This is a genomic window from Enterococcus sp. DIV0682 (assembly GCF_051712685.1).
GTDB classification, from domain to species: domain Bacteria; phylum Bacillota; class Bacilli; order Lactobacillales; family Enterococcaceae; genus Enterococcus; species Enterococcus faecalis.
In genome coordinates this window covers 250,965-267,847 of record NZ_JBIOPK010000001.1, presented here as the reverse complement: position 1 = coordinate 267,847, position 16,883 = coordinate 250,965, and the positions used below count along the sequence as shown (strand labels likewise).

At 38.3% G+C, this 16,883-nt stretch carries 18 protein-coding genes; 7 read left to right on the top strand and 11 right to left on the bottom strand.

The window, feature by feature from the left end; translation table 11 throughout:
* Positions 1-85: 85 nt before the first annotated feature.
* Positions 86-772: an HAD family hydrolase gene (locus tag IGK96_RS01410; RefSeq protein WP_002355232.1), complete on the bottom strand. Its 687-nt coding sequence runs from the start codon at positions 770-772 to the stop codon at positions 86-88.
* Positions 773-958: 186 nt separating this feature from the next.
* On the opposite strand from IGK96_RS01410, the gene IGK96_RS01405 reads away from it, so the two are divergent.
* Entirely contained in the window at positions 959-2,311 is a 1,353-nt protein-coding gene (locus IGK96_RS01405) for an aspartate kinase (RefSeq protein ID WP_010824365.1), read from the top strand.
* A gap of 22 nt (positions 2,312-2,333) precedes the next feature.
* On the opposite strand, the gene IGK96_RS01400 is transcribed toward IGK96_RS01405, so the two are convergent.
* Genes IGK96_RS01400 through IGK96_RS01390 form a run of 3 tightly spaced genes read right to left on the bottom strand, consistent with a single transcriptional unit; the run spans position 2,334 to position 4,505 of the window.
* Positions 2,334-2,870, bottom strand: a complete 537-nt coding sequence (locus tag IGK96_RS01400) for a haloacid dehalogenase (protein WP_002358362.1) — start codon at positions 2,868-2,870, stop codon at positions 2,334-2,336.
* Positions 2,871-2,886: 16 nt separating this feature from the next.
* Complete coding sequence (locus IGK96_RS01395) at positions 2,887-3,720, bottom strand: DUF72 domain-containing protein (protein WP_002358361.1); 834 nt, start codon at positions 3,718-3,720, stop codon at positions 2,887-2,889.
* A 50-nt stretch (positions 3,721-3,770) separates the two neighbouring features.
* A complete protein-coding gene (locus tag IGK96_RS01390) occupies positions 3,771-4,505 on the bottom strand; it encodes an acyl-ACP thioesterase domain-containing protein (protein ID WP_002355227.1) in 735 nt (244 codons plus the stop codon).
* 274 nt (positions 4,506-4,779) lie between these two features.
* On the opposite strand from IGK96_RS01390, the gene IGK96_RS01385 reads away from it, so the two are divergent.
* Entirely contained in the window at positions 4,780-5,364 is a 585-nt protein-coding gene (locus IGK96_RS01385; protein ID WP_002355225.1) for a lytic polysaccharide monooxygenase, read from the top strand.
* Between the two features lie 42 nt (positions 5,365-5,406).
* Positions 5,407-6,453, top strand: a complete 1,047-nt coding sequence (locus IGK96_RS01380) for a chitinase (protein WP_002364979.1) — start codon at positions 5,407-5,409, stop codon at positions 6,451-6,453.
* A 95-nt stretch (positions 6,454-6,548) separates the two neighbouring features.
* Here the strand turns inward: IGK96_RS01380 and IGK96_RS01375 are convergent, their stop codons facing one another.
* On the bottom strand, positions 6,549-6,860 hold the full coding sequence (locus tag IGK96_RS01375; RefSeq protein WP_002355223.1) for a DMT family transporter: 312 nt from the start codon (positions 6,858-6,860) through the stop codon (positions 6,549-6,551).
* Positions 6,857-7,213 carry a DMT family transporter gene (locus IGK96_RS01370; RefSeq protein WP_162780851.1) on the bottom strand — a complete coding sequence of 119 codons (357 nt, stop codon included), beginning with the start codon at positions 7,211-7,213 and terminating at the stop codon, positions 6,857-6,859. The genes IGK96_RS01375 and IGK96_RS01370 overlap by 4 nt, the downstream gene beginning before the upstream one ends.
* Positions 7,214-7,478: 265 nt before the next feature.
* Between IGK96_RS01370 and IGK96_RS01365 the strand changes: the two genes are divergently transcribed.
* Both IGK96_RS01365 and IGK96_RS01360 read left to right on the top strand, forming a co-directional pair.
* Positions 7,479-8,453: a ring-cleaving dioxygenase gene (locus IGK96_RS01365; RefSeq protein ID WP_002355221.1), complete on the top strand. Its 975-nt coding sequence runs from the start codon at positions 7,479-7,481 to the stop codon at positions 8,451-8,453.
* A gap of 21 nt (positions 8,454-8,474) precedes the next feature.
* Positions 8,475-9,095: a flavin reductase family protein gene (locus IGK96_RS01360; RefSeq protein ID WP_002395578.1), complete on the top strand. Its 621-nt coding sequence runs from the start codon at positions 8,475-8,477 to the stop codon at positions 9,093-9,095.
* Between the two features lie 42 nt (positions 9,096-9,137).
* Here IGK96_RS01360 and IGK96_RS01355 read toward each other — a convergent pair whose 3' ends face one another.
* Positions 9,138-10,466 carry an aminopeptidase C gene (locus tag IGK96_RS01355; protein ID WP_002364984.1) on the bottom strand — a complete coding sequence of 443 codons (1,329 nt, stop codon included), beginning with the start codon at positions 10,464-10,466 and terminating at the stop codon, positions 9,138-9,140.
* 149 nt (positions 10,467-10,615) lie between these two features.
* On the opposite strand from IGK96_RS01355, the gene IGK96_RS01350 reads away from it, so the two are divergent.
* Together IGK96_RS01350 and IGK96_RS01345 are read left to right on the top strand one after the other, a co-directional pair.
* Entirely contained in the window at positions 10,616-11,005 is a 390-nt protein-coding gene (locus IGK96_RS01350) for a GntR family transcriptional regulator (RefSeq protein WP_002358356.1), read from the top strand.
* On the top strand, positions 11,005-12,375 hold the full coding sequence (locus IGK96_RS01345; protein WP_002379043.1) for a PH domain-containing protein: 1,371 nt from the start codon (positions 11,005-11,007) through the stop codon (positions 12,373-12,375). The genes IGK96_RS01350 and IGK96_RS01345 overlap by 1 nt, the downstream gene beginning before the upstream one ends.
* A gap of 43 nt (positions 12,376-12,418) precedes the next feature.
* Here the strand turns inward: IGK96_RS01345 and IGK96_RS01340 are convergent, their stop codons facing one another.
* From IGK96_RS01340 to IGK96_RS01325, 4 genes are all read right to left on the bottom strand, one after another.
* On the bottom strand, positions 12,419-12,625 hold the full coding sequence (locus IGK96_RS01340; RefSeq protein WP_002355215.1) for a heavy-metal-associated domain-containing protein: 207 nt from the start codon (positions 12,623-12,625) through the stop codon (positions 12,419-12,421).
* Positions 12,626-12,646: 21 nt separating this feature from the next.
* The gene (locus tag IGK96_RS01335) at positions 12,647-15,133 is read right to left on the bottom strand and encodes a heavy metal translocating P-type ATPase (protein WP_010777362.1); all 2,487 of its coding nucleotides are present in this window, start codon (positions 15,131-15,133) and stop codon (positions 12,647-12,649) included.
* Positions 15,134-15,148: 15 nt separating this feature from the next.
* Positions 15,149-15,589, bottom strand: coding sequence for a CopY/TcrY family copper transport repressor (locus IGK96_RS01330; protein WP_002358353.1), 441 nt, complete (start codon positions 15,587-15,589; stop codon positions 15,149-15,151).
* Between the two features lie 128 nt (positions 15,590-15,717).
* A complete protein-coding gene (locus tag IGK96_RS01325) occupies positions 15,718-16,881 on the bottom strand; it encodes a cation:proton antiporter (protein ID WP_002355211.1) in 1,164 nt (387 codons plus the stop codon).
* Between the last annotated feature and the right edge of the window lie 2 nt (positions 16,882-16,883).

Sequence of the window (16,883 nt, the reverse complement as noted above, 5' to 3'; positions counted from 1 at the left end):
AGAAATACCTATAGAAAATTATAGCACAAACTGTATATTCATTCACTAGTTATAACAAACTTTTTTAAGAAAACCCGCGATCTTCTTACGAAGGGGTTGATTCACTGCTTTCATCGATCCGATTTTCACTAATTTTTTTACAAATATCACTTAGTTGTGTTAAGAAGGCATCCGCTTGACTTTGATCCATCCCAAAGTGTTCATCGCGCATCGCCCAAACTTCTAGCCCAGCTTCTTTGGCAGAGGCAATGCCTTTTTCTGAATCTTCAATGGCTATACATTCCTGTGGCGCAACAGCTAATTCTTGTAACGTGTGCAGATAAATATCCGGCGCCGGTTTACTTTCTTCGAAATCTTCCCCACTCACGACCGCATCAAAATAACTACTTAATTGCCCCACTGTCAAAACCTCTTCAATTGCGTCTTTTGTGGAAGAAGAAGCTAATCCGATTTTATAGCCTTGTCTTTTTAAAAATTGTAAAACACGTTTCGCATTTTCATCAAGCACAGCTAAATAATCTATCGGATGCGCTTTTTTATAGGCTATGTATTGTTCATTTAAAAAAGCAATATCTAGCTCTTTTTTGTTGACTTGTTCAATCTTTTGCCATAATGAACGCATATCCGCACCGACTAATTCCGGCAAGGTTAGGCCCTCAATGGTCAAATCAAATTCCGCTAAAAATGCTTTACGTCGCTCATAATAATAAGCTTCGCTATCTACTAGGACACCGTCCATATCAAAAATAATGGCAGTTTTGGATTCTGTCATACTATTTAACTCCTTCGTTACGACTCATATCTTTACAGTTTAACAAAATTTTAAGGAAAAATGAAGAACAAATATTTTCATGATTTCCTAACTTTCTGAAAATAAGTGGTTGCTTTTCTAAATGTTTTTCGGTATCCTTTTACTAATCTACAAATGAGAAAATAATTAAAAACAGGAGTGATAAACGTGAACGTAGTTAAATTCGGCGGTAGCTCGCTAGCATCAGCACCACAGTTACAGAAAGTCTTACAAATCGTCAAGGAAGAGCCGCGCCGAACGTTTGTTGTTGTATCTGCTCCTGGAAAGCGAACCCCGCAAGATATTAAAGTGACTGATTTATTGATTCAATACTATCAGCGCTACTTAAATAATGAGGAAATTGAATCGACAATCTCTGCCATCATTCGTCGTTATGAAGATCTTTTTGATGAATTACACTTGGATAAAGCAGTTTTAGCTGATATTGCTATTTCGATTCGCCAATTAGCCACTTTACCAAAAGAAAACAATGCTTTTTTATTTGACTATTTTTTAGCTAGCGGCGAGGACAATAATGCAAAAGTTGTTGCCAGTTTTTTCAATCAGAATGGCTTAGATGCTCGCTACATTAGTCCAAAAGAATTAGGTCTCCTAGTGACACCTGAGCCAGGCAATGCCCGCATTTTACCAAAAGCTTTAGAGAAAATTAGTGCCTATCGTGAGACTCAACAAATCTTGGTTATTCCAGGTTTCTTTGGTTATACAGAAGCCGGCGAAATTTGTACTTTTTCTCGTGGCGGTTCCGATATCACAGGGTCCATTGTTGCCGCAGGTGTTCAAGCAGATTTGTATGAAAACTTTACCGATGTGGACGGAATTTATGTCGCCCATCCTGGAATTATTGAACAGCCTCAAACGATTCAAGAATTGACCTACAGAGAAATGCGGGAGTTAGCTTATGCAGGATTTGCCGTCCTCCACGACGAAGCTTTAATGCCTGCCTATCGCGCAAATATTCCAGTCGTTATCAAAAATACTAACAACCCACATCATCCTGGCACCCTAATTACCACTTCTCGCAAAGTGAAGCATGCCCCTGTTGTAGGAATTGCTAGTGATCAAGGGTTCGCAAGTATTTACATTAGTAAGTATTTAATGAATAGAGAGTTAGGTTTTGGGCGACGGCTTTTAGAAGTACTAGAAAAATTAGCCTTAAGCTATGAGCATATGCCCTCAGGAATTGATGACATCACAATTGTTTTAAGAGAAGACCAGTTAACAGCTGAAATTGAAAATAGACTGATGGCTCAACTCCAAGAAGTTTTAGCGCCTGATGAGTTACGCATCACGCATCACCTTTCCATGATTATGATTGTCGGGGAAGGCATGCGCCAACGAATTGGGGTTACTGCTGAAAGTACAATGGCGTTAGCCAAAGAAAAAATCAACTTAGAAATGATTAACCAAGGATCTTCGGAAGTAAGTATTATGTTTGGTATCAAAAAAGAGCAAGAGGAAAAAGCCATCAAAGCCTTATATCGGACGTTCTTCCATGATTAATAAAAAAGACGAATGAGTTTTCTCATTCGTCTTTTTCATTGGTCTCAGTAATTTTCAATTGGCGTTGAATTTCCGCTTTAATTTTAGCTTCTGGCGCAAAATCTTGTTCCCAATTTTCAGGTTTTAATACTTTATTTGTTTCCGGATCATAATGTGGCTGCCCATCTGGAAATAATTTCCCCATATTGGCTTGATGAACGATTTCAATAATTTTTGTTGGATTGACGCCCATTAAGCAAAACGAACCATAAGTAAAATACAATAAATCGACTAGTGCATCCACTTCCTCCACTAAAGGATCAGATACTGGTTTGCCTTTCGCCAAGACTTTCTGCTCTGCTTTATCGACAGATTTTTTTAATCCGTCGACCAATTGTTGAAAAAGCACTTGGTCATTATTAGCAGCACTATATAAAAATTCCACAAGTTCTTCGACTTTAAACTCTGCTCGTCGACTGGCTAGCTCTGGCGAAAAAGCAGTTGGTTGCTCTGGTTGTTGTGGATTAAAAACCTCGTGGAAGGCACAAGCCATTTCATAAGGGGATTGCTTTTCAGACATTCAGCTACCTTCTTTCTCAAAATAAATCTAATTGTTTTGGATTCAAATCATCGTAACTCAAATTCAAGACTTTTTGCATCTGTAGAGCGTTTTCTGCGGCATCGCCGCCAGAATTATTATTAAAAATTACGCCCACTTCTTTAGCTTCTTGCGACATTTTTAAAACAGCTTCGCTTAAATCAGCGATTTCCTGCGTATTATAATGATAAAGGGTTCTTTTTTTTCGCCACTCTGCATCATTGGCTAACCAGCCAGCCGCATTACGTCCGTGAAACCGGAAGAGCACGAGATTAGGATTCGTTACATAAGGATAAAAGGGCACTGGATTCGTAGGAATCTGCGGTTCATCTACAATCACAAGTGAAAATTGATTTTCTTTCATAAATTGCAACATTTGTTTTACAAAGTTTGGTTGATACCATGAATTATTTCGTAATTCAATGGCGATAGGTAGGTCTTTAAACCAGTGACGAATTTTTTGCAAGTAAGCGACATTTTCTTTCGTACAACCAAATGTTCCTGAAAATTGTACCAGAAAGGCAAATAATTTTTTACTTTCAATTAATGGGGCCATACTTTCTAAAAAAGCGGTGATCATTTCTTCTTCACTTGCATAATAGGTTTGCCACTCACCTTGACAACTGATTCCACTATAAACTTTCATGACAAAGCGAAAGTTTTCGGGAACTGCTTTGACCCATTCAGCTACTCGTTCTTTGGGAGGAATCCCGTAATACGCCGTGTCCATTTCAACTAGCGGTAAATGACTGGCATATTCATAAAGCGTGGCCCGTTTTTTTCCAGTTAAATAGTCGTGTTCACTAAAAGATGTTAATCCTAAGCGAATCATGTCCTTCCTCCTCTGCGTAACTTTTTATTTTTCTAAACCGTCCTCTCAACTTAGTTGGTCCAATCGATATTCGCTTCACAATAGGTTTGACCATCAATCCGAATCTCATGGCGCGTTTTCAACTGATTTTCTTGTTCGACAATTTCGTAATGACTTTCGACTTCTTGGCCATATTCTACTTCTTTATCAAATTTCACAAGAATTTTTTTCGGTTGATGCGTTGTTAAAAAGTCATACCCTAACACATCCAATAACCAATTAAAGTAAATCGCATTATTAACATGTTGATTGCCATCAATATCAAAAAAACGCACACGATAAGGTAAAAAGTTCCCCTCTGTGACTTTTTCAATTTTTTCATGGCGATAAATTTTAGTGATTTTTTCAGAATCAAAAGGTGCAATAATTTCTGGTAACACACTACTGATTTTCCGATTTTTTTGATCCATTAAGACAAAGGTTGATTTCACAAAGACACATTCATTGCCTTCTTCATCATGAACCCAAAAGTTACGATAACAAAAATATTTGTTATAACTCATAGCTTGCGTTGTAATTGCTACTTTTTCACCAACTTTTGGTAAACGGTGAATCTCTATTTCATAATTGGTGATGACCCAGCCTAGACCAAATTGAGCGACATAAGCCGCATCTCTTCCTAGTAATTCTGTTTGTTCTTCTGATACTTTAATGACAACCGCTAACAAAGCCGGTATCTTCATTGCACCAGTAAAATCGCCGTCATAGTAGGCAACTTCATAAGAGGATGTATGTTTTTTTCCCACGAAATAATCTCCTTTTTCCAATGGCTACTTTCGTGTCATTGTTTCTTCTTAAAAGTATACCACGTGATTTCTTCAATTGCGATTCCGAATGAAAAATTAACAAAACTTCGAAAAACACTATTATTTATATTATTTAAAAACATTCTTAATATTACTTAAAAAATATTGTTTTATTTTTAAAAATAACATTTCTTATTATTTGTATCCGAAAGATTATTATGTTATATTCCTATCTGTAAGCGCATACAAAATAATTTTTTAGGAGGTTTTTTTCGTGAAAAAGAGTTTATTAACAATCGTCCTGGCTTTTAGTTTTGTTTTAGGTGGCGCTGCATTGGCCCCTACTGTTTCAGAGGCTCATGGTTACGTAGCAAGTCCTGGAAGTCGTGCTTTCTTTGGTAGTTCTGCTGGTGGTAACTTAAATACAAATGTTGGTCGTGCACAATGGGAACCTCAAAGTATCGAAGCGCCCAAAAATACGTTTATTACTGGTAAATTAGCCAGTGCAGGTGTCTCAGGTTTTGAACCTTTGGATGAACAAACAGCTACTCGTTGGCACAAAACAAACATTACAACAGGTCCCCTTGACATCACTTGGAACTTAACTGCCCAACATAGAACTGCTTCTTGGGATTACTATATTACTAAAAATGGCTGGAATCCCAATCAACCATTAGACATTAAAAACTTCGACAAAATTGCTTCAATTGACGGTAAACAAGAAGTTCCTAATAAAGTTGTTAAACAAACAATTAATATTCCGACAGACCGCAAAGGTTATCATGTCATTTACGCTGTCTGGGGCATTGGTGATACGGTGAACGCCTTTTACCAAGCGATTGATGTGAACATTCAGTAAAAATACTCACATCTTAAACTACATTAAAGGAGTTCTCAAAAAATGAAGCTAAAAAAAATAATTCCTGCTTTTCTCCTTCTTTCAACCGTTGCAGTTGGCTTGTGGTTAACGCCTACTCAAGCTTCTGCAGATGCTGCGGATACGATGGTAGATATCTCTGGCAAAAAAGTGTTGGTTGGATATTGGCATAACTGGGCCTCAAAAGGACGCGATGGTTACAAACAAGGAACATCAGCATCACTAAACCTTTCAGAAGTAAATCAAGCCTACAATGTCGTACCGGTTTCCTTCATGAAAAGCGATGGCACGACACGGATTCCTACGTTCAAGCCTTATAACCAAACAGACACTGCCTTCCGACAAGAAGTCGCACAATTAAATAGTCAAGGTCGCGCAGTTTTATTGGCACTTGGTGGAGCAGATGCACATATCCAATTAGTCAAAGGCGATGAACAAGCCTTTGCGAATGAAATCATTCGTCAAGTGGAAACATACGGCTTTGATGGTTTAGACATTGACTTAGAGCAATTGGCGATTACTGCTGGCGACAACCAAACCGTCATCCCTGCTGCATTGAAAATAGTCAAAGACCATTATCGAGCACAAGGAAAAAATTTCATCATTACGATGGCGCCAGAATTCCCTTATTTAAAACCTGGTGCCGCTTATGAAACATACATTACTTCCCTAAATGGTTATTATGATTACATTGCCCCACAATTATATAACCAAGGCGGCGACGGTGTCTGGGTCGATGAAATTATGACTTGGGTTGCTCAAAGCAACGATGCTCTAAAATACGAATTCCTCTATTATATGTCTGATTCATTAATCCATGGCACGCGCGGCTATCTACAGATACCAAACGATAAATTAGTCCTTGGTTTACCAGCAAATCGGGATGCTGCTGGTAGCGGCTATGTCGTTGAGGCTACCCCTGTAGCCAAAACTTTTGATCAGTTAGCAAAAGACGGTAATCCTATCCGTGGCTTAATGACTTGGTCTGCAAATTGGGACGTTGGTCAAGATGTCAACGGCAAGTCCTACAACAATGAATTTGCGACACGTTATAGTAACCTTGTAAAATAAAAGCTATTTTGAGACAGAACACCGCATTTGGTTCTGTCTCTTTTTAAATTTTACTCACCTGTCTTTCAATAATCCAAACAATGTTCTCTCGCCTTCTAACCAATTAATTTTAAACCAATCACAGAAACAATGATTAAAAAAATAAAAAATATCCGGCGTAGGTCTTTTGATTCACCTAAGAGCATTCCTAAGATAGCGCCTCCTGCTGTACCAATTCCTGTCCAAACCGCATAAGAAACGCCCATCGGTAATTGTCTCATCCCTAAATATAAAAATAAGAAACTACCACTAAACGCTAGAATTAAAATTAACAATGAACGTAAGTCTTTTTTTGTTGTAAATAATTTAATTGAACCTACGCCAAAGATTTCAAAACAGCCTGCAATAACTAAGTATAACCAACTCATCTTGTTTCCTCCTCTTTATTTCCAGTTACCATTTTTAAGCCAATTACACCTATTAATAACAGCAACAGAAAAAGAACTTTTCCTATGCCCAATGGTGTGTGGAATAAAAAATGATCTGTCACAATAGTTCCAGCACTACTTAAGCCGACAAATACAGCATAGGCTGTGCCAACTGGCAATTCCTCTCCTGCTTTAATCAGCGCATAAAAACTGATAAAGATTGCGATTACTGTCCCTAAAATCTCCCACCATGTTGTACTATGCTTCATACCAATGACCCAAATCACTTCACAAAAAGCGCCAAAAATAACTTTTAACCAAGCTTTACTCATCTTGTTTTCCTTCCCTTCCAAACAAAAAAAGTGCCAACAAACAGTTCAGCTATGGCCTAAGAACTGTTCATTAACACTTTAGTCGCAAGCATCCGGCGATGTTTACGAAAGTTTATGTATTAAAATATCTCAGGCTATTATATTCTTATTTTTTTAAAAAATCAACTAAAAAATAATAGTTCGAATTCGAGACATTTCTTTTGCATTTTTAGGACTAATCATTTAAACTTACTTTTAGTAAGTTAATTAATTAAAAAATTATTTTTCTTTTAGGAGGATTTTTATTATGAATACACAAATTTTAGGTTTACACCACGTCACTGCCATGACTTCAAGTGCTGAAAAAATTTATCACTTTTTCACCGATATTTTAGGTCTACGTTTAATTAAGAAGACTGTCAACCAAGACGATATTGAAACATATCATTTATTTTTTGCTGATGATGCCGGCTCTCCCGGAACAGATATGACTTTCTTTGACTTTCCAGGCTTACCTAAAGGAACCAAAGGAACCAATACAATTTCTCGTACTTCCTTCCGTGTAAAAGATGATGCTGCTTTGGATTACTGGGTATCACGCTTTAATGAATATGCAATTGATCATGGAGAAATTCAAGAACGTTTTGGTAAAAAGTATTTAGAATTTGAAGATTTTGACAATCAACGTTACCAACTTATTTCTGATGAAAAGAACCAAGGTGTTGCAGCTGGCACGCCTTGGAAAAAATCTAACGTTCCTAGTGAACATGCTTTAATCGGCTTAGGTCCAGCCTTTGTAACTGTCGAAAATTACGAACATCTGCAACTAGTTTTAACTGAAGTTTTAGGGTTCAAATTGATTGATGCTGAAGGTAGTTTCCATTTATTTGAAGTTGGCGAAGGTGGGAATGGTGCCAGCATTATCGTAGAGCATCGAGAAGATTTGCCAGCGGCCCAAGAAGGCTACGGCAATGTCCATCACTTAGCCTTGCGCGTTGCCGATGAGGAAGCACTACGTTTCTGGATTGAAAAAATTAATCGTTTGGAATTTCCTAATTCTGGCTTTGTGGAACGTTTTTACTTTAAATCTGAATATTTCTTGGCAGCAACACATGTTTTATTTGAACTGGCAACCGATGGTCCTGGATTTTTAGAGGATGAAACCTATGAACACGCTGGTGAAAAATTATCATTACCGCCATTTTTAGAACCAAAACGGGCAGGGATTGAAGAATTTGTGCGTCCTTTCGATACTTCAGATGCGAATGTTCAAAGAAATTAGTATTTTTTCTAGGAGGCTCCTATGATTCATTACAATAGTAACGAGTTATCTGCAAAAACAGCGTATAAATTTTTATCAGGAAGTATTATTCCTCGGCCAATCGCTTGGGTTACAACACAAGATACAGCTACAGGTGTCGTCAACGCTGCTCCCTTTAGTTTCTTTAATGCGGCGGCAGCTGAAATTCCTTTAGCAACGTTGTCCATTTTACGACCAGACAAAGAGCCTAAAGATACGGCACGAAACATCTTGGCTACTAAAGAACTTGTCATCCATTTCGTTAACGAAGACGTTCTTACTCAAATGAATCAGACTTCGGCACCTTTAGCAGCAGAGATCAGTGAAATTGACACATTCGGTATTGAAACCATTGCCAGCCAGACTGTTGCTGTTCCAGCAATCAAAGCCGCGCCGATTCGGATGGAAGCTCGCTTACATCAATATGTACCTATTGCTAACCATGAAGGTCAAATTATTACGGATTTATTCATTGTAGAAATTACCGATTTCTATTTTGATTCAGCCGTTTTCGATGAAGAACATCAGTACATTTTACCTGAAAAACTCCAACCGATTGCTCGTTTAGCAGGCAATGATTATACAACATTGGGCGAAATCCGTGAAGTTCGCCGCCCAACGTAAAAAGAAGGCCCCGCCATGACGGCGGGGCCTTCTTTTTCTGTTTTATGCTAATGCTCCCATTGGATCCCAAGGTGCCAAAACAGTTGGCGCTTGTTCCCAAGCTTTTTTCTGTTCATCAGTTAATAAATCTTTGTGCACAACGATTTGATAAGTGTATTCGTCCATCCACGCATCGCTCATAACGAAGAAGCCATTTTCACCGACTTTTTCGCCCCAGCTATTTTCCACTTTCCATTTTGTTGTTTGACCATCAACGATATCAACACCTGTTAAAACCATGGCGTGTGTCATTAAGCTTTCACCAAAGTCTAAACGTTCTGCTTTAGTCATCGTAAAATCAATATCAAAAAGATCGTTCATATCGTAAACGTCTAATGCCATAATTCCTGTGTCACGTGTTGAAGATTGTCCGACATCACAACCAAACCAAACAGATTCGCCTTTTTCCAATTGTGCAGCAGCTAATTTTTTGAAAGCAGCCATTTCTACATTTAAATATTTAACTTCTTTGCCGCCGACAACATTCCCTAACATTTCAACAGTGTATGTTTTGTTGAAGGGTTTATCTTCTGTAGGAGCATTAATAATACTTACATAATCATGTAAATTAACGCCAACGTATTTTTCAAAGAATGTTTGCGGTGTTAGATTTTGATCCAAATGATAATTTTTTTCTTCGTCACGGTATTCAAAATCAAAGGTTTCTGGCGGCGTTCCTAAAGAGATTGCTAAGAAATTATAAATTTCTTGTAACATTGCTTCTTTGTTTTTTTGGACTTCTTCAGCAGAAGCGCCTTTTTCAATTAAACTACGTAAAATTGTTGCATCTTTGCGTAATTTTTTATTTAAATAGTTGTTTAAATCACGTGAATTGGAACTATTGCTGCTTTCAGGCATTGCCGTTTTAGGCACTACGCCATATTTATCAAAAATTGAAACGATCATATCCCATTGCCCACCATCTTGTTGTGGTGTCGCTAATAAAAAGGCCACTTTACGACTAGTCAACGGTTGATCGGCTGTTGCAATAATATTTTCATAGAAATAATTTGATTTTTCATATTTATCCCAGAAAAATGTATAGTTTTGTGATAATTCAAAATCTTTTAATTGAAACGCATTTAACATTCTATGTCTAAATGTATTTAACGCCGCAAACATCCAGCAGCGACCGCTTTGTTTTTGATTGGCCACTTTTCCAGTAGCTAAGTCGACTGAAAAGACGGGTACGTTATTCACGGCTCCTTGTACAGATTCACCTGAAGCGCTGATACCATTTTTTACTACACTACGTTGTAAGGCATTTTGTTTATTATTGTTCAAGAAATCTTGATGGAATTTCTCTGTTAATTTTGGTTCAATTGCTGTCATATTTTCATCGTCCTTTCATTTTACGTTCTTCTTCATTATATGCTTCTCTTTAAACAGAAACAACCATTTACTCTAAATTCCTTGCTTTCCAACTCTTTTTGTATTAGTATATATAATACAGATAGCACAAATAAGACAGGAGTGATTCGATGCTTTTAGAAATAGATGAACAAAGCGAACAGCCCATCTATCAGCAACTCATTGATCAAATCATTGTAGGCATTGCCAAAGGTGAACTGGTTCCCAATGAAAGTTTGCCTTCTATCCGACAATTGGCGGACGAAATCGGGGTCAATATGATGACTGTTTCAAAAGCTTATAATAAGTTAAAGCAATCAGGTTATATTGTGACTGACCGTCGTAACGGCACCAAAATTGCCGCAAAGTTACCTGCTACCGCTGTTTGGCAACAGCAATTGCATGAGCGTTTAGAACTTCTGTTGGCTGAAAGTTTTTTACATCAGCAATCCGAAGCAGAAATCCAAGCACTTATTCAGAAAATTTATCAAAATTTTGATTCGAAAGGGCGTGCATTATAATGGCGGTATTCTTTTATTTCATCCTAGTTTCTGTCGCTTTTTTTATGGCATTTACTATGGGGATTTATGCAAATCCTCACAAAAATATTATTTTGGAAAACACTTTACCAGAAGATAAACTACAAGATCCCAGCGTTCAAGCAATCCGAAAACGTTATAAAAAACGCTTGGTTCAACTAGCAGCCGTTTTTAGTGTTCTTAGTTTACCTTTGTTATTTATTCCTTATGATTCGATTTTGTTGTTTCTTTTTCTGTTACTTTTATTTAGTTTTATTGGCAGTGGCTACTATCTGCAAATCGTTTATATTCGCAAAATGGCCGCTTTAAAAATGCAAAACGGCTGGTTGCTACCTAAGCGTCCTCTCTTAATCGATACGCAATTAGTTTTAAATAAAAACCAGAAACTTATTTCATTTTGGTGGTTTTTACCTGCGATTATTCTTACTTTTGCTGGGGGCTTTTATTCCTTGCAAACGGCGATTGGTTCCTGGATTCTTTTCTTAATTACTGTTTTGATGTTAAGTTTGTTCATTGGCGGCTATTATTTTATCGCGCGCTTACCTGTCAAACCGCTAACTAGTGACTCAAAAATTAATCAGCAAATTAATGATTTATTTCGGCATCATTGGTCTGTTTTAATGGTTTTATCCGCCTTAGTTTTTGCACCGCTAACCATTTTACCAACTTTCACAATTGTAATTGATTATACGGTTGCGATGGCCCTTACTTTTTGTTATTTTATTCTTTTGTTTGTTTATGTAGGCTTTCTCTTCTACTACCTATTTTCAATGCGCAAAAAACAAGATCAATTCGTTTTACAGGCTGGCGATTATCGCTATGGGGATGATGATCAATATTGGCGGTATGGGATTTATATCAATCCAAAGGACCCCAAAATCATGGTTCCTGATCGCATTGGTATGAATTTATCTATTAACCTAGGACGGCCTGCTGGGAAAATTATTCTAGCCGCTACTGGTATTTTAACGATTGCGGTGCTGTTCTTTGCCACAGTGCCGATGTTTATAAATGATTTTTCTAGTCATGCCTTTCAAGCAACTATTGAAAATAAACAAATTGAGTTATCTGCCCCATTAGCAAAAACAAGGTCAATTCCTTTTAACCAAATCACTGCTGTTTCTTTGATTGATGACTTACCTCAAGAACGCATCCGCACAATGGGTGCTGCGACAGATAGTTACTTAACAGGAGAATTTAAAGTCGCTGGAAAACCTGCTTATTTACTAATTTATACAAAAAGTCATCCGATTCTGAAAATAGAAACGCGGAAGAAAGTTTATTATTATACTGCGCGTGATGGTCAAGAAACGACTAAGATTTATCAGGAAATCAAAGCCAAACTTCCATAACAAAAAAACAGGGCCTACTCATGATGGTAGGCCCTGTTTTTTGTTATTCGCTGACAACCTTGAATTTTGTATCTGCCAACGTGGTATTCAGTTCATCTTGGCTTACTTCACGATCTGCTGTCACAACGGCTGTTTGATCTGCCAAGTGAACCGCAACATTCGTTACGCCGTCAATTCCACTAAATTTTTCAGTGACCGCTTGAACACAGCCATCACATTTCATCCCATCAATTTTTACTGTTTTTTCCATTTCACTTCATCCTTTTCAATTTTATTTTTGACTTCCACTAGTTCTTTTCACCGTCGAAGGTTTAAATCCTTTCAATCGTAAGGCGTTTAGTAAGACAGAGACTGAACTAAAACTCATAGCTGCTGCTGCAATCATCGGACTTAACAAAGGTCCACCAAATAAGTGTAACACACCCATAGCCACTGGAATACCTAATGTATTATAGGCAAATGCCCAGAAAAGATTTTCTTTGATGTTTTTGATGGTCGCTTTACTTAATTCAACTGCTGTAGGCACATCCATTAAATCACTACGCATTAGCACAATGTCGGCCGATTCCATTGCAACATCTGTGCCTGAACCAATAGCAATCCCCACATCTGCTTGGGCAAGTGCTGGTGCATCATTAATCCCGTCACCCACCATCGCAACTTTTTTGCCTTCTGCTTGTAGTTTTTTCACTTCTAACGCTTTATCTTCTGGTAAAACTTCACTTAAGACACGATCGATACCTACTTGTTTCGCAATCGCCTCTGCAGTACGCTTGTTGTCTCCCGTAATCATTACGGCTTCGATCCCCATTTTATGCAAACGTGCAATGGCTGTTTGACTGCTATCCTTCACAGTATCTGCTACCGCAATGATACCCGCAAACGAACCATCTTTTGCCACAAACATTGGGGTTTTCCCTTCTTCTGCCAAACGATCCGCTTGTTGAACAAACGTTGATAGCTCGATTGCTTCTTCTTTCATTAATTTTATATTGCCCAAAAGTAGGACTCGTTCGTTGACTGTCACACGGATGCCGTGACCTGGAATCGCTGAAAAATCGCTTCCTTCTGCTAATGGCAATTGACGTTCTTTAGCCGCTCCCACAATTGCTTCACCTAGAGGATGTTCTGATCCTTGTTCTGCAGAAGCTGCTAATGTTAGTAACTCAGCTTCTGAAAGTGCTGAATCAGCAACTAAAATATCTGTAACCACCGGTTTGCCTTCTGTAATAGTCCCTGTTTTATCAAACACGATTGTTTGAATTTTGTGAGTGGTTTCTAAAGCATCCCCACTTTTAATTAAAACGCCATTTTCAGCGCCCTTACCTGTCCCCACCATAATCGCAGTCGGCGTTGCCAAGCCGAGCGCACAAGGACAAGCAATCACTAACACAGAAATAGTAATTGTCAAAGCGAAAATCCATGACTCTTGTCCTAAAAAGAACCAAGCCAAGCCAGAAAGAACAGCCAAACCAATGACGATTGGGACAAAAACACCCGAAATTTTATCAGCTAATTGTGCAATCGGCGCTTTTGAGCCTTGCGCATCTTCCACTAATTGAATGATTTGGGCAAGGGCCGTCTCTTTTCCCACTTTTGTCGCCTTGAATTGAAAGCTGCCATTTTTATTGATGCTAGCACCAATTACTGCATCACCGACTTTCTTTTCAACAGGCAAACTTTCGCCCGTTAACATGGCTTCATCCACAGAACTACTGCCTGAAACAATCACTCCATCAACAGGGATTTTATCTCCTGGGCGAACAATCACAATGTCATCCAACTGAACAGCATCAACTGGCACTTCAATTTCTGCGCCATCACGTAAAATATGAGCAGTTTTCGGCGCTAAACCCATTAATTTTTTTATCGCATCTGAGGTTTTCCCTTTTGAAACAGCTTCGAAATATTTTCCTAATGTAATTAAGGTTAAAATAACACCCGCTGATTCATAATAAAGAGCCATTGTAAAACTTGTGTCTCCTAAAAATATCATGACTGTGCCATATAAACTATACACAAAAGCAGCGCTGGTTCCTAAAGCCACCAAAGAAAACATATTCGGATGCCCTTTAAACAATGCTTTAAAACCAACTGTGAAAAATTCTCTGCCGACATATAGAACGGGTAAAGTCAAAATCAATTGAACCATTGCAAAGGTCATCGCATGTGTCATTGGATTCAAAAAATCCGGCAATGGTAAGCCTACCATATGTCCCATCGCAATATAAAGAAGGGGCACTGTAAACACCGCTGAGATCCAAAAACGTTGCCACATCTCAGCAATATGTTTTTGTTTCTTTTCACGATCTTGGTCCGCTGTTGCACCTGCAGCGACTTCTTCTGTCGCTTGATAACCTGCATCCGTAACTGCTTTGATAATTTTAGCACTCGTTACTTGATGGTCGTCATAACTAACCACCAGTTTTTCCGTGGCTAAATTAACAATCGCTTGTTGAACACCAGATAATTGGTTCACAGCTTTTTCAATCGTTTGGGCACAGGAAGCACAACTCATTCCTTCAATCGTAAACGTTCGTTGCTTGGCTGGGCTAATCGCCTTGTAGCCAGCATCTGACACAGCTTCCTTAATTTCTTCTTCTGTGACTTCCGTCTGATCATACGTGACACTTAATTTTTCCGTAGCTAAATTGACACTTGCCTTTGCCATCCCAGGTAACTTCGCCGTAGCCTTTTCAATCGTTTGGGCACAGGAAGCACAGCTCATCCCTTCAATATCAAACGTTTTACTTTCCATTTTTTTCACTCCTTTTTAAATTAAATGACATTGGCATTGACCAGGAATACAGTTGCAAGGGACGGATTCAACCGCCGTCTTGCGCTTCTCTTTCAAGAGTTCCTCTAATCGATCCAAATCGTCATAACTCAACTGACTCTCTGTTAAAATTGTTTCTACCACGGAACCAACTTTACGGCTGCACACCTTGGCTAAAAGTTCGTCTGCCACCGTTTCAACGCTCCGACGTTCTTCTACTAGCGGATAATAAATATATTTATTGCCTGCTTTCTCCGTTCCAACTAACCCTTTATCTGTTAAACGACTTAGTAACGTCTTGACGGTCGTTGATTTCCATTCTTTCTTCTCATTTAAAAGTGTATGCACTTCACGACTCGTGGTCTTGCCTTGGGTCCAAATAACCCGCATGACTTCCCACTCTGCATCTGTAATTGTCGCTAATTTATCTTTTGCCATACTCGTTAAATTCCTCCTTCATCAATAAAAAAAGAGTTCAAGGTTTTTGACTACAAACGTAGTCGTTTATCTTGAACTCATCATATAGCTATTTTATTTTTTTGTCAACAACTTCTGCTCATCTTTTTTTATTGCAACGCAGATTCTTGTTTTTTAACAAAGTATTTCAATAAGAACGGTGCAACTAAGGTCGTTAAGATAATTACCACAATCATGCTCGTATAATACGCTTCTGAAAGTAATTTAGATTGGTAACCAATTTGCGCAATGATTAATGCCATTTCCCCACGCGAAACCATCCCAGCACCGACCATTAAAGAACTTGTATTGGAGAAACCAACCATTTTCGCTCCCCAGGCGCCGCCCAGTAATTTCGTTAAAATCGCCATAATCGTCATTACCAAAATAAAAGGTAAATCCTTTCCTAACGTGTTAAATGTCACTGATAAGCCAATGCTGGCAAAGAAGACGGGAATAAACACGGCATAGCCAATAGCTTCAATATTGAAATCAATTTCTGTTTTTGCATCCGTTTGTCCCACAGCAATCCCTGCAAAAAAAGCACCTACGACAGAACTTAAACCAACTAAATCAGCCAAATAAGCCATGCCCAAACAGATAATCAATGACATGATAATAACAGACGACCCAATGTTCATTTTTTGACTTAAACGTAGTAAATAGGGAGCAATAAAGCGGACCAAAAAGAAAATCCCAATAAAGAATAAGCCTTGTTCAATTAACTTAACAATAAAGCTGACTTCTGTATTGCCGCCTGTACTTGCACCAATCATGCCGACAGCGACACTTAAAATAATCACGACCACGATATCGTCAACGACGGAAGCCCCAAGAATCGTTGCACCTTCTTTACTACTTAAAACATTCAACTCTCTTAATACTTCTACTGAAATGCTGACCGACGTTGCTGCTAAAACTAACCCAAGGAAAAAAGCTTCTTTCCAAGAAAAAGCAAACAGCTGACCAATCAACATAGTAAAACCAACCGGTAAAACGATGCCCAAAATAGCGACCATGACACTAGGTTTCGCATATTTTTTCAATAATTCCAATTCACATTCCATTCCAGCAATAAACATCAGCATAATGACACCAATTTCTGAAAAGTCATGCACAAACACATCTTGATGCACAATATTTAACATCGCTGGACCTAACACAATCCCTACTAGCAATTGCCCAATTACCGCAGGAATTCCTACTCTTTTACAAGCAACACCTGCTAAAGTCGTTGTAATTAAAATCAAACATAAAATACCTAAAAATTCCATTC